The organism is Psychroserpens sp. SPM9, from assembly GCF_025153525.1.
GTDB lineage: Bacteria > Bacteroidota > Bacteroidia > Flavobacteriales > Flavobacteriaceae > Psychroserpens.
This window is the reverse complement of record NZ_JANZNR010000006.1, coordinates 278,475-298,297: the sequence shown is the minus strand read 5'-3', so window position 1 is coordinate 298,297 and position 19,823 is coordinate 278,475. Positions and strand designations below refer to the sequence as shown.

General features: G+C 35.0%; 21 protein-coding genes and 1 tRNA gene. 11 read left to right on the top strand and 11 right to left on the bottom strand.

Annotated elements, in window-relative coordinates; all coding sequences use genetic code 11:
- Positions 1 to 23: 23 nt before the first annotated feature.
- A complete protein-coding gene (locus N4270_RS13675) occupies positions 24 to 725 on the bottom strand; it encodes a hypothetical protein (RefSeq protein ID WP_260097897.1) in 702 nt (233 codons plus the stop codon).
- Positions 722 to 1,495, bottom strand: coding sequence for a dihydropteroate synthase (gene folP / locus N4270_RS13670; RefSeq protein WP_260097919.1), 774 nt, complete (start codon positions 1,493 to 1,495; stop codon positions 722 to 724). Before folP ends, N4270_RS13675 begins: the two co-directional genes overlap by 4 nt.
- Before the next feature lie 130 nt (positions 1,496 to 1,625).
- On the opposite strand from folP, the gene N4270_RS13665 reads away from it, so the two are divergent.
- The 8 genes from N4270_RS13665 to N4270_RS13630 all read left to right on the top strand — a co-directional run bounded on the left by N4270_RS13665 (position 1,626) and on the right by N4270_RS13630 (position 7,740).
- Positions 1,626 to 2,165 (top strand): DUF1599 domain-containing protein, encoded by a 540-nt coding sequence (locus N4270_RS13665; RefSeq protein WP_260097896.1) that lies wholly within the window; start codon positions 1,626 to 1,628, stop codon positions 2,163 to 2,165.
- A gap of 86 nt (positions 2,166 to 2,251) precedes the next feature.
- On the top strand, positions 2,252 to 3,346 hold the full coding sequence (locus N4270_RS13660) for a BT_3928 family protein (protein ID WP_260097895.1): 1,095 nt from the start codon (positions 2,252 to 2,254) through the stop codon (positions 3,344 to 3,346).
- Positions 3,347 to 3,367: 21 nt separating this feature from the next.
- Entirely contained in the window at positions 3,368 to 4,444 is a 1,077-nt protein-coding gene (locus N4270_RS13655) for an ABC transporter permease (RefSeq protein ID WP_260097918.1), read from the top strand.
- A gap of 1 nt (position 4,445) precedes the next feature.
- Positions 4,446 to 4,937 carry a TlpA disulfide reductase family protein gene (locus N4270_RS13650; RefSeq protein WP_260097894.1) on the top strand — a complete coding sequence of 164 codons (492 nt, stop codon included), beginning with the start codon at positions 4,446 to 4,448 and terminating at the stop codon, positions 4,935 to 4,937.
- Between the two features lie 34 nt (positions 4,938 to 4,971).
- Positions 4,972 to 5,721: a triose-phosphate isomerase gene (gene tpiA, locus N4270_RS13645; RefSeq protein WP_260097893.1), complete on the top strand. Its 750-nt coding sequence runs from the start codon at positions 4,972 to 4,974 to the stop codon at positions 5,719 to 5,721.
- Positions 5,722 to 6,522 (top strand): class I SAM-dependent methyltransferase, encoded by an 801-nt coding sequence (locus N4270_RS13640; RefSeq protein WP_260097892.1) that lies wholly within the window; start codon positions 5,722 to 5,724, stop codon positions 6,520 to 6,522. It abuts the gene before it with no gap.
- 42 nt (positions 6,523 to 6,564) lie between these two features.
- On the top strand, positions 6,565 to 7,401 hold the full coding sequence (prmA, locus tag N4270_RS13635) for a 50S ribosomal protein L11 methyltransferase (protein ID WP_260097891.1): 837 nt from the start codon (positions 6,565 to 6,567) through the stop codon (positions 7,399 to 7,401).
- Positions 7,402 to 7,464: 63 nt separating this feature from the next.
- Positions 7,465 to 7,740: an ATP-dependent Clp protease adaptor ClpS gene (locus N4270_RS13630; RefSeq protein WP_260097890.1), complete on the top strand. Its 276-nt coding sequence runs from the start codon at positions 7,465 to 7,467 to the stop codon at positions 7,738 to 7,740.
- Between the two features lie 43 nt (positions 7,741 to 7,783).
- On the opposite strand, the gene N4270_RS13625 is transcribed toward N4270_RS13630, so the two are convergent.
- From N4270_RS13625 to N4270_RS13605, 5 genes are all read right to left on the bottom strand, one after another.
- Positions 7,784 to 9,190, bottom strand: a complete 1,407-nt coding sequence (locus tag N4270_RS13625; RefSeq protein ID WP_260097889.1) for a rhodanese-like domain-containing protein — start codon at positions 9,188 to 9,190, stop codon at positions 7,784 to 7,786.
- An 85-nt stretch (positions 9,191 to 9,275) separates the two neighbouring features.
- Positions 9,276 to 10,082, bottom strand: coding sequence for a sulfite exporter TauE/SafE family protein (locus N4270_RS13620; RefSeq protein ID WP_260097888.1), 807 nt, complete (start codon positions 10,080 to 10,082; stop codon positions 9,276 to 9,278).
- On the bottom strand, positions 10,083 to 10,490 hold the full coding sequence (locus N4270_RS13615; protein WP_260097917.1) for a YeeE/YedE family protein: 408 nt from the start codon (positions 10,488 to 10,490) through the stop codon (positions 10,083 to 10,085).
- 4 nt (positions 10,491 to 10,494) lie between these two features.
- Complete coding sequence (locus N4270_RS13610) at positions 10,495 to 11,055, bottom strand: YeeE/YedE family protein (RefSeq protein WP_260097887.1); 561 nt, start codon at positions 11,053 to 11,055, stop codon at positions 10,495 to 10,497.
- Between the two features lie 61 nt (positions 11,056 to 11,116).
- Positions 11,117 to 11,752 (bottom strand): Crp/Fnr family transcriptional regulator, encoded by a 636-nt coding sequence (locus tag N4270_RS13605; protein ID WP_260097886.1) that lies wholly within the window; start codon positions 11,750 to 11,752, stop codon positions 11,117 to 11,119.
- An 85-nt stretch (positions 11,753 to 11,837) separates the two neighbouring features.
- Here N4270_RS13605 and N4270_RS13600 point away from each other — a divergent pair.
- Positions 11,838 to 11,911 (top strand) — tRNA-Arg (locus N4270_RS13600).
- Between the two features lie 291 nt (positions 11,912 to 12,202).
- Here N4270_RS13600 and N4270_RS13595 read toward each other — a convergent pair.
- Positions 12,203 to 12,355, bottom strand: coding sequence for an SsrA-binding protein (locus tag N4270_RS13595; RefSeq protein ID WP_260097885.1), 153 nt, complete (start codon positions 12,353 to 12,355; stop codon positions 12,203 to 12,205).
- Positions 12,356 to 12,968: 613 nt separating this feature from the next.
- Here N4270_RS13595 and N4270_RS13590 point away from each other — a divergent pair.
- Positions 12,969 to 14,984: an endonuclease gene (locus N4270_RS13590; RefSeq protein ID WP_260097884.1), complete on the top strand. Its 2,016-nt coding sequence runs from the start codon at positions 12,969 to 12,971 to the stop codon at positions 14,982 to 14,984.
- 74 nt (positions 14,985 to 15,058) lie between these two features.
- Here the strand turns inward: N4270_RS13590 and N4270_RS13585 are convergent, their stop codons facing one another.
- Both N4270_RS13585 and N4270_RS13580 read right to left on the bottom strand, forming a co-directional pair.
- Positions 15,059 to 17,248: a M56 family metallopeptidase gene (locus N4270_RS13585; RefSeq protein WP_260097883.1), complete on the bottom strand. Its 2,190-nt coding sequence runs from the start codon at positions 17,246 to 17,248 to the stop codon at positions 15,059 to 15,061.
- A gap of 2 nt (positions 17,249 to 17,250) precedes the next feature.
- Positions 17,251 to 17,610 (bottom strand): BlaI/MecI/CopY family transcriptional regulator, encoded by a 360-nt coding sequence (locus N4270_RS13580; RefSeq protein WP_260097882.1) that lies wholly within the window; start codon positions 17,608 to 17,610, stop codon positions 17,251 to 17,253.
- Positions 17,611 to 17,782: 172 nt separating this feature from the next.
- Between N4270_RS13580 and N4270_RS13575 the strand changes: the two genes are divergently transcribed.
- The gene (locus N4270_RS13575; RefSeq protein WP_260097881.1) at positions 17,783 to 18,730 is read left to right on the top strand and encodes a calcium/sodium antiporter; all 948 of its coding nucleotides are present in this window, start codon (positions 17,783 to 17,785) and stop codon (positions 18,728 to 18,730) included.
- 56 nt (positions 18,731 to 18,786) lie between these two features.
- Here N4270_RS13575 and N4270_RS13570 read toward each other — a convergent pair whose 3' ends face one another.
- The gene (locus tag N4270_RS13570) at positions 18,787 to 19,806 is read right to left on the bottom strand and encodes a glutamine synthetase beta-grasp domain-containing protein (RefSeq protein WP_260097880.1); all 1,020 of its coding nucleotides are present in this window, start codon (positions 19,804 to 19,806) and stop codon (positions 18,787 to 18,789) included.
- Positions 19,807 to 19,823: the final 17 nt, after the last annotated feature.

Here is a 19,823-nt window from a genome sequence, read left to right as displayed (position 1 = left end):
AGCGTAAATGTAACAAAATATGATTAATATATGAATTCGGTATTGTCAATTCTAACACCAGATATATTGAGGTCTTTAATCGTTGACTTAAATTTTATGTAATCTTGAAAGTTTAAATCTTTTTGAAAATTTAAATATACTATTAATGAGTCTTTAGTGTTTTTATTTTGCTCTGTTTCTAGAAAATTACCAAAATCCGAAAAATTAATAATTTTATTTTCTGGAATTGTATCGTTCTTAAAATGCATTATATGGATTTTTTTATCCACATGAATTTCAGGGTGAATAAATATTCTGTCAAAATATAGCTGCGACGTTTTCATCATAAAACTTTGCGAACTTTCTTCCCAATACTCTAAATCAGTAAACTCCAAAAACCCCAAGTTTTGAATGCTCGTGTCATTGCAGGTATAGTAATTTTTAGCAGCTTCATTTTTGTGCATTTTGGCATTGCGCTTTTTGTCTTGCAATAATTTTATCTTCGGAATTGCCTGTGCTAAACTTAATCGTTTATCAACATTAATCAGCCAGTTAGTCGTACTAATGAGGTTTTTTCGGTTGAGTTCTATACTATCAGTTTGTGTGACATCATAAAACAAGTACGCATGTGATACATCGTGAATTTCGGTGATTGCTGCATTTTCAATTTCCGGAAGCAAAAGCACACGCTCATTTCCGCAGGAAAATAATACCAGAGCTAGGATAAAGATGTAGGTTGATTTCATGACTGTAATTGTTGGGTGAGTTTGACGCATTCTACCGCTTCTTTAACATCGTGAACTCTTAAAATTGAAGCGCCTTTTTGAAGCGCAATCGTATTGAGCACTGTAGTGCCATTAAGCGCATCATCTGCCGAAGCATCCAGAGTTTTATAAATCATAGACTTTCGCGAAACACCAGCCAAAATAGGTAAATCGGCTAGTTTTAAAAGTTCAAATTTGTTGAGCAGTTCAAAATTTTGTGCAGTTGTTTTTGCAAATCCGAATCCAGGATCTATAATCAAATCGACAATACCCAAGGCTCTCGCTTTGGCAATATGTTCCGAAAAATAAAGATTGATATCCTTAACCAAATTGGTATACCGTGTTAAATTTTGCATGGTTTTGGGCGTTCCTTTCATATGCATCATGATATAAGGTACTCTCAATTTGGCAACTGTTTTCAGCATTTTTTTATCTAAACGTCCTGCCGAAATATCATTAATCATACAGGCACCAGCTTCAACACATGCTTGAGCAACCTCACTTCTAAAGGTGTCTATGGAAAGTAACACCTTAGGGAAATTTTTAATGATAAATTCTACAATAGGAAGACTGCGTTGCAATTCTTCATCAACAGAAATGTCTTCGGCATCGGGTCTCGAACTATAAGCGCCTATATCGATAAACGTTGCACCTTCGTTGAGCATGGTTTCGACTTGCCGAATTACTAACGACTTGTTTTTAAATCGTCCACCATCGTAAAATGAATCTGGAGTCACATTCAAAATACCCATAACTTTAGGCTGACTGAGATCTATTAATTGTCCTTTACAATTGATGGTTTTGTTCAAAACTATATAGTGTTGTTAAAGTTTTTTAATCTGATTAATTTATGCGAAATTTACGGAAAATTAAATGTTTTAAATGCAAGATACTTCAAAACAATACGATGAAGTGATTTCCCAATGTCGAAGTCTTTTTATCAATAAAATGAAAGACTACGGAAGTGCATGGCGAATTCTTAGATTACCATCGTTAACCGATCAAATTTTTATCAAAGCCCAACGCATTAGAGGCTTACAGCAAAACAGTGAACGTAAAGTTGATGAAGGTGAAGTTAGCGAGTTTATCGGAATTATTAATTATTGCACTATGGCTTTAATACAGTTAGAAAAAGGCGTTGTAGAGCAACCGGATTTATCTTTAGATGAAGCCACAGCACTTTACGATGCACATATCGCTGTGACTAAGCAATTGATGATGGATAAAAATCATGATTATGGTGAAGCCTGGCGTGATATGCGAGTGAGTAGTTTAACCGATTTGATTTTACAAAAATTATTACGTGTAAAACAAATTGAAGATAATGCAGGAAAAACATTAGTAAGTGAAGGGATTGATGCCAATTATCAGGATATGATTAATTATTCGGTATTTGCCTTAATCCACCTTAAAGACGATTAACATCTCGTCCTGCGTTTTCAGATAATAAAACAAAGAATATAAGTATCAATAAATAAATTCCTCGTCCGCAGGAATGATAGAAAATTATGAAAGCACTAGTTAACATCTGTAGAATCCTCGTTGGAGGCTTATTTATTTTTTCTGGATTTATTAAACTGAATGACCCTTTAGGGTTTTCATATAAGTTACAGGAGTATTTTAGTTATGATGTTTTAGACTTGCCATCATTGATGCCATATGCCTTAGGGATTTCAGTGTTTGTTGTTGTTTTTGAAGTCGTATTAGGTGTGTTTTTACTCATTGGTTATAAACCTAAATTTACAGTTTGGAGTTTGTTGGCCATGATCGTTTTCTTTACATTTTTAACCTTCTATGCGGCTTACTTTGATAAAGTTAAGGATTGTGGTTGCTTTGGAGATTTTCTAAAATTAACACCTTGGCAATCGTTCTGGAAAGATGTCATATTGCTCGTAATGATTGTTATTTTATTTGTTGGACAACGTCATATAAAACCATTACTCACAAAGTTTGGTCTTACAGTAACAGCATTGATGAGTTTTATTGTTTGCCTTTGGTTTGGATATTACGTCTTAATGCATTTGCCGGCTTTCGATTTTAGAGCTTATAAAATAGGGGATAACCTTCAGGAAAATATGCAATTACCACCAGATGCGCAAAAAGCAGTAACCGATTATATTTGGACATATAAGCTGAACGGTGAAGAAAAAACATTGACTGATAGAGGTCGCGGACCAAAAACCTACGATGAGATTGTTGGTGTTGAAACTCAGGTTATAGAAGAAGGCGATGTACCTAAAATACAGGATTTCTCAATCGAATCTGACGATGAAGATTTAACCCAGCAATTTCTAGAGGAAGATAAACTCGTTATGATCGTGTCTTACAGCTTAGAAAAATCTGAAGCTGAAGGCATGAAAAAACTCAAAGCTTTAGCAGATCGTGCTCAAAATAAAGGATATACAGTGATTGGCTTAACCGCTTCTGGAGGACCAAAGAAAATGGAAATTAAAGAAACTTATAACCTTGGCTTTGAATTCTATTTATGTGACGAAAAAGTATTGAAAACCATTGTGAGAGCCAATCCGGGAGTTGTTGTTCTTGAAAAAGGAACTGTGACTCAAAAAGCACATTGGAACGACCTAGAAGATTTAGAATTTTAATATTCATTAAACCTTAACCAGCTGATTAGATATCTGTTAAATAAAGGCTTTTACGCAATACTCACACTTTTTGGTGTGGTAACCGTTATCTTTTTTTTATTTAACGTGCTTCCTGGTGATCCTGCTCAAATGATGCTGGGTCAAAATGAAGACAGTGAACAAGTAGCCATTGTTAAAGCAAAATACGGTTTTGATAAGCCTATTTCAACACAGTATTTTTATTACCTCAATGATGTGTCTCCGCTATCGTTTCACTCTACCAATGCTAAAGACTACACCTTTCTTGAAGGAGGGAAATACAGTGCGTCAAAATTGTTTACTATAGGAAATACAACGACTGTACTTAAGTTTCCGTATTTACGAGAGTCTTTTACCAAGCAAGGTAAAAAGGTATCTCAGGTTATTGGCGAAACCTTACCAAATACAGTAGTGTTAGCAGTATCGGCTATTTTTATAGCTATTGTTTTGGGGATTGTTTTCGGTATTATTTCGGCATTATATAAAGATCGGTGGATTGATAAAACGATTCAAATTTTTAGTACCTTCGGAATGAGTGTCCCGTCCTTTTTTAGTGCTATATTATTTGCCTGGCTATTTGGTTTTGTGCTTCATGAATATACCCATCTGGAAATGACCGGAAGCTTATATGAACTCGACGATTTTGGAGAAAAAGTTCATATCAGATGGAAGAATCTTATATTGCCAGCAATCGTACTGGGAATACGTCCTCTGGCAGTTGTCATTCAATTAATGCGCAATTCGCTTTTAGAAGTTTTTAACCAGGATTATATCAGAACAGCAAGAGCTAAAGGCTTAAGTGAATTTCAAATCATAAAAAGACATGCTGTTAAAAATGCCTTAAACCCAGTTGTGACGGCTATTTCTGGTTGGTTTGCTTCCATGTTAGCCGGAGCTGTTTTTGTAGAATATATTTTTGGGTGGAATGGTCTCGGAAAAGAAATCGTCAATGCATTAAATACACTAGATTTGCCAGTAATTATGGGGTCGGTTTTAGTGATTGCCATCGTATTCATTGGGATTAATATCTTTGTGGATATCATCTACGGATGGCTTGATCCAAAAGTAAAATTAGAATAAAATGAAACATGTATTAATCATCTTAAGTATCGGAGTTTTCTTTTTAAACTGCGACGTTCAACCAGATCCGGTTTCATTTTCTGATGAGGCCTTAAATGCTACCTTTATCAATTCCGAAGGCGAATCAGTAAACTTTAAGTCAATTCTTGAAACTCATAAAGGTAAAACAATCTTAATAGACGTTTGGGCAAGCTGGTGTAGAGATTGTCTGGTGGGGTTTCCTGGTTTAAAAGCGCTGCAGAATGACTATGACGAGGTTGCTTATGTGTTTTTGTCTATGGATAAAACGCAGGAAAGCTGGAAAAACGGAATCAAAAAATATAATATCAAGGGCGACCATTATTTTATGCTTTCAGGTTGGGATAGCGCTTTTAGTAAAGCTATCGATTTAGACTGGGTGCCAAGATATATGGTAATTGATACAAAAGGTGCTATTAAATTATACCGAGCAATAAAAATTGATGACCCGAAAATAAGAGAACATTTAAAATAATTGGTGTTTCCTAGGAAACCAAAAATTAAGACACATGAGAAAACACATTGTAGCCGGAAACTGGAAAATGAATAATGACTTAGCGCAAACTGCATCGCTAATTTCACACCTAAAACAACAAACGAAAACCTCAAATGCTGAGGTTATGATTGCACCATCGTTTACAAATCTATGGCATGCCTTTGAATCGACACGAGAAGATGATATTGAAGTGGTGGCTCAAAACATGCATTTTGCCGAAAACGGTGCCTATACAGGAGAAGTTAGTGCAGAAATGTTAAAAAGTATTGGTATAAAAACCGTGATTTTAGGCCATAGCGAACGCCGTGCTTACTTTAATGAAACCGATGCGTCATTAGCTAAAAAAGTAGATGCAGCATTAGCACACAACATGCGTGTTATTTTTTGCTTCGGTGAAGAGTTAGCCGATCGTAAAACCGGACAAGAAGAAACGGTTGTAGAAAACCAGATTAAAAAGGCGTTGTTTCATTTAGAGGCTTCCGCATTTAAAAATATAGTTTTGGCTTATGAACCTGTTTGGGCCATTGGTACTGGCGAAACTGCTAGTCCGGAACAAGCTCAGGACATGCATGCGTTTATCAGAAAAACGTTAGAAACTACCTATGGAACTGGTGTCGCAAATGATATGACAATTCTCTATGGAGGCAGTGTAAAACCTAACAATGCTAAAGAGATTTTTGGGAAGCCTGATGTAGATGGCGGACTCATTGGTGGAGCTTCTTTAAAAGCAGAAGATTTTTATGCCATCGTGAACGCATTTTAAATGAGTTTAGCACTTCCGAAACAAATTTTAAGGAGTATTGGTGCCATTCGGTTGCTAGATAATCTGCGTTATCGTTATATGAAGTATAAAAACCGATTGCAAAACAAAAGGTTTAAACTGGAACATCCCGAAATTGCTATTCCACCAGATTATTTACTTTACGAATCGCATAATGTTAATTACAGCTATTACTTGACTAAAGGGAGACAAAAAGCTGAAGAATTAATTAAAATGTTTCAGAAGTATACAAACTTAAATGATAAGAATATACTTGATTGGGGATGCGGGCCTTCAAGAGTTGTAAGGCATTTTCCTGAATTGCTTCCTAAGTCACATATCTTTGGAACCGATTACAATACAGATTCTATTTCCTGGAATAGAAAGTATATTGATGGTGTGCGTTTTTTTGAAAATGAGATCAATCCTCCAACCCATTTTAAAGATCAGTTTTTTGATGCCATTTACGGTTTGTCCATATTTACGCATCTTTCTGAAGAAAACCATCATAATTGGATCAACGAATTGTATCGTATCTCTAAAGTTGGAGCTGTTTTGATTCTCACTACACATGGTGAGAACTATAAAGTAAAACTTACCAAATCAGATCAAAAAAAATATGAGTCAGATGTCTTAGTGGTTAAAGGAAATACATTAGAAGGCCATCGAACCTATGCTGCTTATCAACCGCCTCAATTTATGAGACAATTATTTGCTGATAAATTTGAAGTCTTAGAACACATTCCAGGACCTATGGATGTTGGTTATTTTGATCAGGATAAATGGATTATAAAAAGAATTTAACTTATACAAATTCAATGTAACTTTGTAGCCTAAAGAAATGACATGTCAAATACGATTTATATAGGCTACTATTTTAAGGTGCAGCCTTTACAACCCGCTGTAGAAATCCTCATTGCTGAATTGGGTTATGCTGGTTTTGAGAGTTTTGTTGAAACCGAAGATGGTGTCACGGCCTATATTCAAAAAGACGAATGGCATGACGCTATTCTTGAAGATGTTCAAATATTGAAATCAGATGAATTTGAAATTACCTACACTTCCGAAGAGATTGAACAAACCAACTGGAATGCCGAATGGGAGAAAAATTTCAATCCTATTGTTGTGAATGACCAATGTTCGGTTCGCGCACCTTTCCACGAAAAACCAGATACGCAATACGATATCATTATTGAACCCAAAATGAGTTTTGGTACAGGACATCATGAAACAACGCATATGATGATTGCGTATATTCTGAAAAATGAGTTTACAAATAAATCGGTTCTGGATATGGGTTGCGGTACGGGTGTTCTCGCTATTTTAGCCGAAATGAAAGGCGCTCAGCCAATAGATGCGATCGATTATGATAATTGGTGTTACCTTAATAGTCTTGAAAATGTCGAACGTAACAATTGTAAGCGTATTACAGTTTTAGAAGGCGATGCGAGTTTGCTTCCTGGCAGACAGTACGATGTTGTTATTGCAAATATCAATCGGAATATTTTACTTAACGATTTGCAAACCTATAACGCGACGCTGAAGGCTGGCGGACAATTATTCTTAAGCGGATTTTATAATGATGATATACCTATAATTGTTGCCGAATGTAATAAACACCACCTTAAGCACGTTGAAACTTTAGAAAGAAACCAATGGGTCGCTTTAAAGTTTCAGAAATAATTTTTAAATTTATACAAATAGAATACAACCAACCTCATTAAGTCAATTGCTATGCACCAAATAATGAGCACCAAAGAAAAAGTAAAAGAAGAATTTCTCGTCGATACTTTAGAACAGCCTCTAAATGAGATTGTTTTGTATAATGATGAGGTCAATACCTTTGATCATGTCATAGATACCTTAATCTATGCTTGTGATCACACTCCTGAACAAGCTGAACAGTGTTCTATAATTGTTCACTACAAAGGACAGTGTACTGTAAAAACAGGGGAGTACAAAGAGTTAGAACCGCGTTGTACCATGCTTTTAGAGGCAGGTTTAAGTGCCGAAATTATCTAAAAAACAATTCTGTTTTTTTATTCTGAAATGGAAGCCTGCGTTTTTATAAGGTTGTTGGACACACAAAATCGGTCATTGGTAAATCCGTCTTTTTAATGGCGCCAAAGCCACCAGCAATATCTACCAGATTATGAAACCCACGTGCTTTTAAAATGGAAGCAGCAATCACACTTCGATAGCCACCAGCACAATGAATATGATAGGTTTTGTCTTTAGAAATCGCATTCATATTTTCATTGATATAATCTAAAGCAAAATGTTGTGCGTCTTCTAAATGCATGCTTGCGTATTCGCCATCTTTTCTAACATCTAAAATGTTAACATTTCCGTTTTTAACACGATTTGCAAATGTTTCTGCTGAAATAGACTCTAGAGTGTCAATCTCTTTTCCTGCTGAAATCCAGGCATCAATTCCACCTTTTAAATACCCTAAAGTATTGTCGTAACCAACACGCGATAAACGCGTCACAGCTTCTTTGCTTTTGCCTTCAGGAACGACCAGTAATATAGGCTGTTTGATATCAGTGATTAAAGCACCAACCCAAGGGGCAAATCCGCCATTCAATCCAATAAAAATCGAATTAGGAATATGGCCTTGTATATAATCGCTTTGAGGTCTTACGTCTAGTACCAGAGCGTCTTCACTATTCGCCATGGCTTCAAAAGCTTCAGGAGACAAGGGAATGTCACCCGTTTCTAAAACCGTTTCAAAATTGTCGTAGCCCATTTTATTGAGCATGGCATTTTTTGCAAAATACTGAGGAGGAGGCGCAATACCATCTAGAACTTCTTTTACAAATTCGTCTTTAGACATATCTGCTCGAAGCGCATAGTTGGTCTTTTTTTGGTCGCCAATCGTACCAACAGTTTCTTTGCTGAGGTTTTTTCCGCAAGCCGATCCAGCACCATGAGCAGGATAAACAATAACATCGTCGGCTAAAGTCATGATTTTAGTCCGTAGGGACTCAAAAAGCATTTTTGCTAAATCTTCTTTCGTTAAATCTGATTTAATCGCTAAATCTGGTCGACCAACATCGCCTAAAAACAAAGTGTCACCAGAGAATATAGCGTGGTCTTTTCCGTTTTCATCAACCAATAAATAGGTGGTTGATTCTAAGGTGTGACCAGGTGTATGTAATGCTTTTATAGTGATATTTCCAATTTTAAATTCTTCATTATCACTTGCTGAGTAAATGTCATATGAGGTTTCAGCTCCAGGTCCGTAAACAATTGTAGCACCTGTTTTCTTTGCTAAATCGACATGACCTGAAACAAAATCGGCATGAAAATGCGTTTCAAAAATGAACTTGATTTTCGCCTTGTTTTTATTGGCTTTATCAATATAAGGTTGTGTTTCCCGAAGTGGATCAATAATTGCAACTTCGCCTTGAGATTCTATATAGTAAGCACCTTGTGCTAAACAGTTTGTATATATTTGTTCGATAATCATAATGTGAATATTTTAATTTATTCCCTTTTCATTTGTATATAAAGATACAGAATATTGGATTTTTGATTTGTGATTTTTGTTACATTTAACTTAGTATTTCTTTATAGAAGATATAAAACGCCATTACGAAAGTGAAGTAACCAAACCATTTTTTTAATCTTTTGTCACTTACCAGTTTTGAAGCATAAACACCAATTATAATTCCTACAATTGAAAACGCGGTAAATGTAATCAGGAATGACCAATCTACCGTTATATTTTGAAGATCGCCTAAAAAGCCTATTAAGGATTTTACTGCAATAATTAGCAAAGACGTACCAACAGCGCGTTTCATAGGTAATTTTGCTAAAAGAACAAGCGCTGGAATAATTAAAAATCCACCACCAGCACCAACAAGACCTGTTAAAATTCCAACCACAATACCTTCTAAAGCAATAAGAGGATAATTATAGTTTACGTGTTCGGTTTTATCTATATCTAAAGTCTTTTTCTTAGAAATAATCATGGATAAACTAGCGAGAAGCATGATAATTGCAAAGAGTATCATGATGAAGACATTATTAGTGACTTCAAAATTATTGATGCTAAAAAGGACTTCAGGGATTTTCGGTACTAAGTAAAGACGTGTTAGGTAAACCGCAATTAATGCAGGCGTAGCAAATATTATAGCAGTTTTAAAATCGATTAAACCTTTTCTGAAATTTTGAAATGCCCCAATCACAGATGTTATTCCAACGACAAATAGCGAATAACCAGTTGCAATAATAGGATTGATACCCAAAATATAAACTAAAATAGGTACTGTTAATATAGAGCCGCCTCCACCAATAAGTCCTAAAATTAAACCAACAAGCAGTGCGCCAATGTATCCTAAGATTTCGATAGTGTTCATTTAATGTGGTAATTTATCTTTTAGAATACCATATACATAGGTTCCTAATAAGGCTGCAGCTATAACGATTAAGACTGAAAACACACCAGTTCCAACTAATATATACATAGGTCCTGGGCAAGCACCAGATAAAGCCCAGCCTAAACCAAAAATAGTACCGCCAATAATATAGCGCTTGAATCCTTTATCTTTTTTTGGGACTGTCATAAGTCCGCCATTGATATTCTTAAAGTTCTTACTTATTAAAAGCAAAATAATTCCGGTTATTACAGCCGTTCCTATGATGCCATACATGTGAAAGGATTCAAATTTGAACATTTCATAAATACGATACCATGATACTGCTTCCGATTTTACGAGGACGATTCCGAAGATCATTCCAACCACTAAAAATTTTAAATACTTTATCATCTTAACCAAAAATTAAAGGGAATAGTAAATGAATCATAATTAAACCACCTAAAAAGAAACCAATCACAGCAATTAGAGATGGTAATTGTAAACTGCTTAAACCAGTAATAGCATGGCCTGAAGTACAGCCTCCAGCATATCGTGTTCCAAAACCGACAAGAAATCCGCCTAGGATTAAGATGGCTAAGCCTTTTAATGTGAAAACATGTTCCCAGCTATATAATTCGGCAGGTAATAAGGTTTGTCCGGCATTTTCAAATCCCAAGGTATTGAGGTTTTGTATAGTTTCGGGATTCAAATCAATATTTGTAGGTACCGATAAATAATGATGCGCTATAAATCCGCCAATAATAGCTCCTAGTACAACAGTGAGGTTCCAACGTTGCGCTTTCCAATCAAAATCAAAAAATTTTACTTTTTTTCCTGCGCCACCAATAGCACAAAGTGTTCTAAGGTTAGAGGACATGCCAAATGTTTTGCCAAAATAGATAAGGAGAAACATAATGATGGCGATAAGCGGACCAGAAACATACCATGGCCAAGGTTGTAAAATGTATTCCATGTGGTAGTAATTTATTGCAAATGTAAACCGACTAAATGAATCTGAATGTGATAATTGTTACTTAAAACTGTAAGACTTCAATTTTATTCCTCATCAGTTTAATTTTATCCTCATTTTCTAATTGCTTTAAAATGCGAGATACCACGACTCTGGAGGTGTTTAAATCTTCTGCAATATTTTGATGCGTTTTACTAATTGTGGTCGAAGCATTTAATTTAACATGATCAATTAAATATTTATAGAGCCGTTCGTCCATTTTCATAAATGCTAAGGTGTCTATAGTGTCGAGCATTTCATCAAAACGAATCTGATAGCTTTGTAGGATGAAATTACGCCAGCTTTCATTACTATTAAACCATTCGACCATTTTATGGTTTGGAATCATTAAAACGGTAGAATCCTTATCGGCAACAGCTCTGATTTTACTTTTTAATTTTGAAATACAACAGGTTAAAGACATTGAGCAGGTATCTCCACTCTCTAGTACATATAATAGTAATTCGCTGTCATCATGATTTAATCTTAAAACTTTAATATTACCTTTTAGCAACAAAGGAACATGCGTAAGTTCTTGTCCGATATCCATAATAATATCGTTAGCTTTAAATGTTTTAAGAACACCATTTTTAGCAATATCATTGATAATAGAATCATCAAATTGAGAATAAAATTGACTGAGCAGTTCTTTGATTATCATGTTTCAAAAATAAACATTTACAATTTTGAATTAAATTGTTTGGTAGTTTTTTAATTAATGTAGTATATTTGCATCCCAATTAAAAGGCCTCGTGGCGCAACTGAATAGCGCACTTGATTACGGCTCAAGAGGTTACAGGTTTGAATCCTGTCGAGGTCACGAATAAATAAAAAAAGCAAGCGAAACATAAAGCTTGCTTTTTTGTTTTGTGTCTTTTTTTATTTTCAAAGCGGAGCTTTAAGGATGCGCAGCAATCCTGAAAGGTGTGATTTGCAGTAAATCCGATCAGTTTATTCTGTGTCTTTTTTTATTTTCAAAGCGGAGCTTTAAGGATGCGTAGCAATCCTGAAATGTGCGATTTGCTCAGAACACTTTAATGTATTGCATCTAGCAATTTTGAGTTTTCTTGTTTGATAAAATAATTGTTTGTTGAATCTTTCAATTCTTATGTTATCCCAAGGCACGTTTTGTTACATATACCCGCCAGCCAATTATAGCTAATTGAAGTTTAGAAGCTTTGCTGAGGTCTAGTTGTTGTTTAGAATAACTAGGTAAGAGGAGTTTATTTAGTTTGGCTAATGCCTTAAAGAAATTTTGTTTCATACACCAAGGGTCTTTAGACTATTACCTTAGTGTAAAATTAAGCATTTTTAACGTTAAATAGCGTTTGCTTAAAAATGAAGTAAAACTTATTCTAGACTAAGTTTTACAATCATGGTTTGGTTTAGCTAATCGAGAAAATGATATCGATTAAAAGTTTTGCAAGTGTCATCATAATGTTTTGGTTTTGGGTTAATATTTAACTCGTTTTGTTGATTGAGTTCTCAATATATAATTTTAGAAATCTTGTTTCCAAATGTTTAATGCAAAATCTATGAAATTGAATATGATATTATAATTAAAAAGATGAAACATGTTTCGATATTTATGTGACTTGCTTCGTTAAAGTTTTAAAGTGTAATTTAAAATGATGTTTTGTGTTTTAATTTGAAATAAATGAAGGGGCTTTTTTGATGTATTTTTTTCAACCAAGGGACTTTTCATCTTAAAATGATAGAATAATGGTTGTTCTGTCTTTTTTCAGATTTTAATTTTTGAAATTTTCATTCGCTACACACATTCAAAAAAACAATGACTTTCTGTTAAAGTTCACGATTTAATAAACTTTTAATTCCGAATAGCTGCATGATATGTTTACATTTGTAAAAAACATAAAATGAAAAGACCGCTATTTTATTTCATGTCCATATGTTTTATGCAATTTACTTTTGGACAAGTTGTAATCAATGAATTAGATTGTGATACGCCAGGAGTAGATAATATGGAATTCCTAGAACTATTAAGTGACACTCCAAATTTTCCTCTTGATGGTTATGTCGTTGTCTTTTTTAACGGCTCAGAATCTGGCATGAATTCCAGTTATTTTACTGTCGATTTAGATGGTTATCAAACCGATGTGAATGGTTTATTACTTATTGGAAGCAATTCCGTGAGTCCGGTACCTCAATTTCTCATTTCTGAAAATGTCATTCAAAATGGCGCCGACGCCGTTGCTATTTATCAGGCCGACGATACCGATTTCCCTGAGGGAACCGTAGCAACCATAGAGAATCTAATTGATGTATTGCTTTATGATACGACTGATGCCGACGATACCGATATGATTGCTATTTTTAGTCAGGATCCGCGTTTTGCAACGATTCAGCAGATAAATGAAGGATCGGGGAATAATACCAATTCCATTCAGCGTTTCGTTGATATAGACGATAACGTAACTTATATGGCTACAACGCCTACGCCGAGACAGCTTAATGATGGTAGTGGCATTGTGCTTAACGGCATAAGCATTGGTGTCGTACAAGCACAATATGATGAAGGCGATAGTTTTGATATTACATTTACTTCGGAAACACCAGTTACAGAAAATCTAGATTTCAATATTTTATTAAACAATTTTGGGTTTGATACTTCCGATTTTACAGGAAATACATCCATCACAATTCCTATAAATCAAACCACAGCTTCTACAACAATATCTCTGGTTGAGGATAGTGATGATGAAGGCGATGAACTTACTAAAATCCGTTTTGAAAGTTTGCCTTCCGAATACCTTGCACTTAATAATAATCTCGAAATACGTATTGTCGATAACGATTTTACAATGGCTAACTTCGGAACGCCCTTAAATCCTACCTTCGGAAACGTTGAAAGTACACAGCCTTCGGGATATTATAATTCGCTTGACGGATTGGCAGATGATGATTTACGTCAGGCTTTGCAAGCCATTATTGCGAATCCTAATGTGGTGAGAGCACAGACTTATTCTGATGTGTTAGATATTCTAGTTGAAGCCGATCAGAATCCTTTAAACAGTAATCAGGTTTGGTTGTTATATACCGAACAAGGTCGTGCAAAATTAGATTTGCAAACAGGATCAGATAATAACGGAAAATGGAATAGAGAGCATACTTATCCAAGATCACGTGGCGGTTTTAATGATATTGAAGCCGATGAAATTGCCGATGGAAGGGATGTGTTCTGGACGACAAAAGCCGACTCTTTACGCCATGGAAATTCTGATGCGCATGCGCTACGTGCTGCTGACGGACCAGAGAATAGCACACGAAATAACAAGCATTACGGAGATCCAGCATCGGGTGGTTATGATGGTTCTATGGCATCTACTGGAGACCCGTTGCGAATGGGAGAAAGTTTTAGAGGTGATGTGGCGCGAAGTGTCTTGTATATGGAAATTAGGTATAATGGCTTAGCGGTTGTAAATGGCTATCCCGAAAATGGTCCAGGAGAATTAGGCGATTTGGAAACCTTACTCGATTGGCACCGAAACGATCCGCCAGATGATTTTGAAATTAACCGAAATAATGTCGTTTATACCTGGCAATTCAACAGAAACCCGTTTATTGATCAACCCGATTTGGTAGAGTATATTTGGGGAACTCATGTTGGTCAGATTTGGGATCAAGAATTAAGTCTTTCCGAATTTGAATCGAATCCTATAGTGATTTATCCTAATCCGACACAACAATCAATCACTATTAAGGGCTTACAAAACGAAGCCGATGTTATTGTGTTTTCTTTAGAAGGAAGAACGGTTAAAACACTTAAGGCTTATCCAGATGCTTATCTCGATTTAAATTTAAGTCAGGGATTATATATGCTTCACATCACTTCGGAAAACAAAACCACAATTAAAAAACTGATTGTTAATTAGCTGAAGTTAACTTTATAAAAAGAAAAGCGTCCTGAGAATTTCTCAGGACGCTTTTTATTAGATTTTGTTGGTTATTAATGACCGATTGCTCTAATGAATAGTTTATCATTTTTAGATTTCCCCATGACGATATCAGGAATGGCCTGCTCTTTTTCTTTCCAGCTGGCGCTAGATTTTCTGCCTTGATTATCGTCTAATGTGATTTTAATACTAGTGATTTCACCCGCTTTATTACGTCTAACTTTGCTGAATTTTGCATCAATGCCTTGCGCTTTTAAGTCGTTTTTTTGCTTGTCTAAAAAAGCATCTGATGCCTCTTTAGTAATTACAAACTCAATGGTGTCAATAGAACCCGAGTCGTCGATAAAATATGCTGAAGATACAGCGGTTTGGATTTTCCAAGGACCATCTTCTTCAACTTCAATGACTCTAGGTTTATTGTGTTTTGAAAATATTGCTCCCGATTTAGAGCGAATAACAATCACGCCATTTTTTCCTTTTTTTCCGTAAGCTTTTACAGCGTTTTCATCTTTTAAAACATCAATGCTCATAATATAGTTAGGATCGAGTGCTCTTATTTGATCTTCGGATGCTTCTTTGCCATTAATGATAAAAAGTGGTTGTTTACCGTCGTTATCTCTAAAACTGAACCTTACATTAGAATCGCTGTCTTCATTAACAAAAAGGTTATTAGAGCCTTTTTTAGTCATAATTACAACGCCATTTTTTCCTTTGTCTCCAAAAGATTCCAAGGCTGTTTTTCCTTTTAACACATTAACCGAGTGAATCTCATCTGAATCAACATCCTCAAACAACGATTTTTTTACCACTTTCCCGTCGATGATGAATAGCGGTTCTTCAGTACTGGTAATAATCACATTTTGATTGCTGTTTTCTGAGGCATTAATACTAATTTTTTCTCCATTTTTATCAGTCCATGTTTTTACACTATGAACTACAGTGGCATTGTGTTCGTCACTTTCGATTTCAACATCCGAATCTTCATCCTTTAAAACATAAACATTGCTTCCGGTAGACTGAACATTTACTTTTTTGCCATCGTTGGTTTCAAAGGTGAATGTGTTTTTTTCGTCAGAAATAGTACCAATACTAAATCTGTCATCGCTGCTTTCAAATTTGAAAGGTTTGATGCCATCATCACTACTAATATTATAATTTGACGAATGATTGGCATTTTTGAAATCGGTTTCTATACTGGTGATTTCGTTTTTACTATTGCGCTTTACATTCTTGTAAGTAAAGGTGATACCCTTACTTTTAAGTTTTTCTTGAAGTACTTTAAGCTCTTCGTCGGTAGTATCTTTTGTGATAACAATTTCAATGTTTTCGGTTTGAGGAACTTCAAGTATAATAGGGTCTATATGTGCTTCGGAAGCACGTTCAACATAAACGTCTTTCGTGTTAAAACTCATCATAAATACTGCTAATAAAGGTAGTACAAAGAGGAGTTTCAACTGATTTAATTTGTTAGATTTTGATTTGTGTAACATAACAATTCGTTTTTTGATTAATGATGTGTAAAAATTATTTGTAAACGCCAGTTGGTGATTCTTGACGCTGGCTTTTAATAATACGGTCTGGTAACTTTTTTCACATGGTGAAACATATTGTGCTTTTTGGTCTGCAATAAATTCTAAATTTTGTTGTAATGCTTTTTTGTACAACCAAACAATTGGATTGAACCAAAATAAAATACAGGCGAGTTGCGCTAGAATGGTATCTATAGAATGAAGTTCTTTGGTGTGGACTTTTTCATGATTTATAACGTGTTCAATTTCTTCATTTTTAAATTGCTTCGGATTGTAAACAATGCGATTAAAGAATGAAAATGGAGCGACATGCTCTGAAGTCTCTAAAATTTTAAAACTTTTAGACTGAACAAGGTTGCTGTTCTTGAAAACCTTCCGAAGTGATAAAAAGTCAATACAGAGTTTTCCGAAGCAGACAAAAATTCCTAAAAAATAAGTCCATAAAATGAGCTGAGAGTAATCAAATGGCTGCGCTTCAATTGTTGTAGATGCTGGCAATGCTATCTCGTTAACGGCAAAAGTATAACCAGAAGGTTCTACAGGTGTGTATTCAATATATATAGGAATCACAACCAATGGTACACTGCAAGCTATAATTAAACCGGAAAGTAAAAACCAGCGATTCGCCTGAAAAAAAGTGTCGCGTTGTAAGAATATCTGATAACAGATATAAAAAATAAGAAGTACTGCCGATGCTTTTAATAGATAGTCCATGATTATTTCTTTTTTTCAATGAGAGCAATAATTTCTTTAAGCTCGTCGACACTAATTTTTTCTTCCTTAGCAAAAAAGGATACTACATTTTTATAAGAGTTATTAAAGTAGTGTTCAATGGCAGTATTCATATAGCGTTTTTTGTAGGCTTCTTTGCTAATAATAGGGAAGTACTGATGTGTTTTTCCAAAGGCATTATAACTCACATAACCTTTTTCTTCTAAATTTCTAATAATGGTAGAAAGTGTGTTGTAATGAGGTTTTTCGTCTTTTATTTCGGCGATTACATCCTTTACAAAAGCTTTTTCGAGCTTCCATAGAATGTGCATGATTTCTTCTTCTTTATTGGTGAGTTTTTGCATGGCAAAGACATTTTAAGGAATTGTATAACCAAATCTATAACTATTTTTATAGTTATACAACTATTTATCTAGTTAATTAACTAAATTTTAAGTTTTGTTAGGGTTTAATTTGGGAGATTTTTGAGTCGTTAACACTACTTAAATTATACTATCTTCGCAAAAAAAATAATAGATGAGTTTAGTTTGGATCATTTTAGGATTGTTATTATTGGTTATAGGAGGTGAGTTTTTGGTACGTTCTTCGGTGGCCTTATCTTTTAAGTTAAACATTTCAAAGATGGTTATTGGGATGACTGTTGTGAGTTTTGCAACATCTGCTCCAGAGTTGTTAGTGAGTTTAAATGCAGCCCTAACAGGTTCGCCAGCTATTGCAATAAATAATGTAATTGGTTCTAATATTGCTAATATTGGATTGGTACTAGGCATTACAGCGTTGGTAAGTTCTATTGCTGTAGATAAATCATTTTATAAGCTCAACTGGCCTATCATGATGCTGTTTTCTATCGCGTTGTACTATTTTCTATATAATGACAACCAATTAATACCTCTGGAAGGAGCAGTTCTGTTTGGGGCATTAATTATCTTTTTAATAGTGCTTATTAAATCGGCTAAAAAAGATAAAGTTGTTGAAGAGGTAGATGAAAGTCTTGCAGTGGTTTCTAATTTTAAAATCTTATTATGGTTACTTATTGGCGCCTTAGCATTGTATTTTGGTTCTGAGTGGTTAGTTGATGGCGCAAAAGAATTAGCAACAGCCTTAGGTGTCAGTGATGCTGTAATTGCGGCAACGGTTATTGCTATTGGGACCAGTGTGCCAGAATTGGCAGCTTCGGTAATTGCTGCTGTGAAAAAAGAAAAAGCGTTGTCACTAGGAAACCTCATTGGTTCGAACATATTTAATATAGGTTCGGTATTAGGTTTAACATCTATTATAAAAACAATACCTGTGACTGATGTTGCAATTTTAAATCGTGATATTTTTTGGATGTTGGCATTTGCAGCTGTGTTAATTCCGTTAATCATTATTCCGAAGCGATTCAATATTTCAAGATATAAGGGATTACTTCTGGTGGTGGCTTATGGTGTATTTATTTTTATGGCTTTTAAGTCTCAAGCATAAAAAAACGCCTTCTAAAAAATAGAAGACGCTCTTTATGAACAAAAATATTTAATTATCTAGCTGATATTTGCAGATTTTACAGTCTTAATAATGCGTCCTGCAATTTTATATGGATCACCATTTGAAGCCGGACGACGATCTTCTAGCCAACCTTTCCAGCCTTTTTCAACTGTAATAATTGGAATACGAATCGAAGCACCTCTATCAGAGATACCATAACTAAAATCGTTAATTGATGCTGTTTCATGTAACCCTGTTAAACGCTGGTCGTTAAACTCACCATATACTTCGATGTGTTCTTTTACAACAGGTCTGAAAGCTTCACATATTTTTTCATAAGTTTCTTTGCTGCCACAAGTTCTTAAAGTCGTATTTGAGAAATTAGCATGCATTCCAGAACCATTCCAGTCCATGTCTTTTCCTAATGGTTTTGGATGGTATTCAATATAGTATCCATATTGCTCAGTCAAACGGTCTAATAAATAACGTGCAACCCAAATTTCATCTCCAGCTTTTTTTGCGCCTTTAGCAAACAATTGGAATTCCCATTGTCCGGAAGCAACTTCTTGATTGATACCTTCAAAATTTAATCCGGCAGCAATACATAAATCGGCATGCTCTTCAACTAAATCTCTACCATGAGTGTTTTTTCCACCAACAGAGCAGTAATACATTCCTTGAGGTGCAGGATAACCACCAATAGGGAACCCTAAAGGTAATTGTGTTTTAGTATCCATGATAAAATACTCTTGCTCAAAACCAAACCAGAAGTCATTGTCTTCATCTTCAATGGTGGCTCTTCCGTTAGATTCGTGAGGCGTTCCGTCTGCATTTAAAACTTCAGTCATAACTAAATAACCATTTTTTCTTGCAGGATCTGGATAAATTGCAACAGGTTTTAATAAGCAGTCAGATGATCCACCTTCTGCCTGTCTTGTTGAACTACCATCGAAAGACCAAATTGGGCAATCTTCTAATTTACCACTAAAGTCATCCTCAACTTTAGTTTTGCTTCTCATGTTTTGCGTTGGTTTGTAACCATCTAACCAAATGTATTCTAACTTTGATTTGCTCATGTTGTGTTTAATTTAAA

Excerpts from the sequence above, each read along its gene's own strand:
- N4270_RS13570 (WP_260097880.1), bottom strand. The coding sequence starts at position 19,806 with ATGAGCAAATCAAAGTTAGAATACATTTGGTTAGATGGTTACAAACCA.
- N4270_RS13580 (WP_260097882.1), bottom strand. The coding sequence starts at position 17,610 with ATGCAAAAACTCACCAATAAAGAAGAAGAAATCATGCACATTCTATGG.
- N4270_RS13575 (WP_260097881.1), top strand. The coding sequence starts at position 17,783 with ATGAGTTTAGTTTGGATCATTTTAGGATTGTTATTATTGGTTATAGGA.
- N4270_RS13630 (WP_260097890.1), top strand. The coding sequence starts at position 7,465 with ATGAGCACCAAAGAAAAAGTAAAAGAAGAATTTCTCGTCGATACTTTA.
- N4270_RS13585 (WP_260097883.1), bottom strand. The coding sequence starts at position 17,248 with ATGGACTATCTATTAAAAGCATCGGCAGTACTTCTTATTTTTTATATC.
- tpiA (WP_260097893.1), top strand. The coding sequence starts at position 4,972 with ATGAGAAAACACATTGTAGCCGGAAACTGGAAAATGAATAATGACTTA.
- N4270_RS13595 (WP_260097885.1), bottom strand. The coding sequence starts at position 12,355 with ATGAAACAAAATTTCTTTAAGGCATTAGCCAAACTAAATAAACTCCTC.
- N4270_RS13620 (WP_260097888.1), bottom strand. The coding sequence starts at position 10,082 with ATGAACACTATCGAAATCTTAGGATACATTGGCGCACTGCTTGTTGGT.
- N4270_RS13590 (WP_260097884.1), top strand. The coding sequence starts at position 12,969 with ATGAAAAGACCGCTATTTTATTTCATGTCCATATGTTTTATGCAATTT.
- prmA (WP_260097891.1), top strand. The coding sequence starts at position 6,565 with ATGTCAAATACGATTTATATAGGCTACTATTTTAAGGTGCAGCCTTTA.
- N4270_RS13610 (WP_260097887.1), bottom strand. The coding sequence starts at position 11,055 with ATGGAATACATTTTACAACCTTGGCCATGGTATGTTTCTGGTCCGCTT.
- N4270_RS13625 (WP_260097889.1), bottom strand. The coding sequence starts at position 9,190 with ATGATTATCGAACAAATATATACAAACTGTTTAGCACAAGGTGCTTAC.
- N4270_RS13665 (WP_260097896.1), top strand. The coding sequence starts at position 1,626 with ATGCAAGATACTTCAAAACAATACGATGAAGTGATTTCCCAATGTCGA.
- N4270_RS13660 (WP_260097895.1), top strand. The coding sequence starts at position 2,252 with ATGAAAGCACTAGTTAACATCTGTAGAATCCTCGTTGGAGGCTTATTT.
- N4270_RS13640 (WP_260097892.1), top strand. The coding sequence starts at position 5,722 with ATGAGTTTAGCACTTCCGAAACAAATTTTAAGGAGTATTGGTGCCATT.
- N4270_RS13650 (WP_260097894.1), top strand. The coding sequence starts at position 4,446 with ATGAAACATGTATTAATCATCTTAAGTATCGGAGTTTTCTTTTTAAAC.
- N4270_RS13675 (WP_260097897.1), bottom strand. The coding sequence starts at position 725 with ATGAAATCAACCTACATCTTTATCCTAGCTCTGGTATTATTTTCCTGC.
- folP (WP_260097919.1), bottom strand. The coding sequence starts at position 1,495 with ATGGGTATTTTGAATGTGACTCCAGATTCATTTTACGATGGTGGACGA.
- N4270_RS13605 (WP_260097886.1), bottom strand. The coding sequence starts at position 11,752 with ATGATAATCAAAGAACTGCTCAGTCAATTTTATTCTCAATTTGATGAT.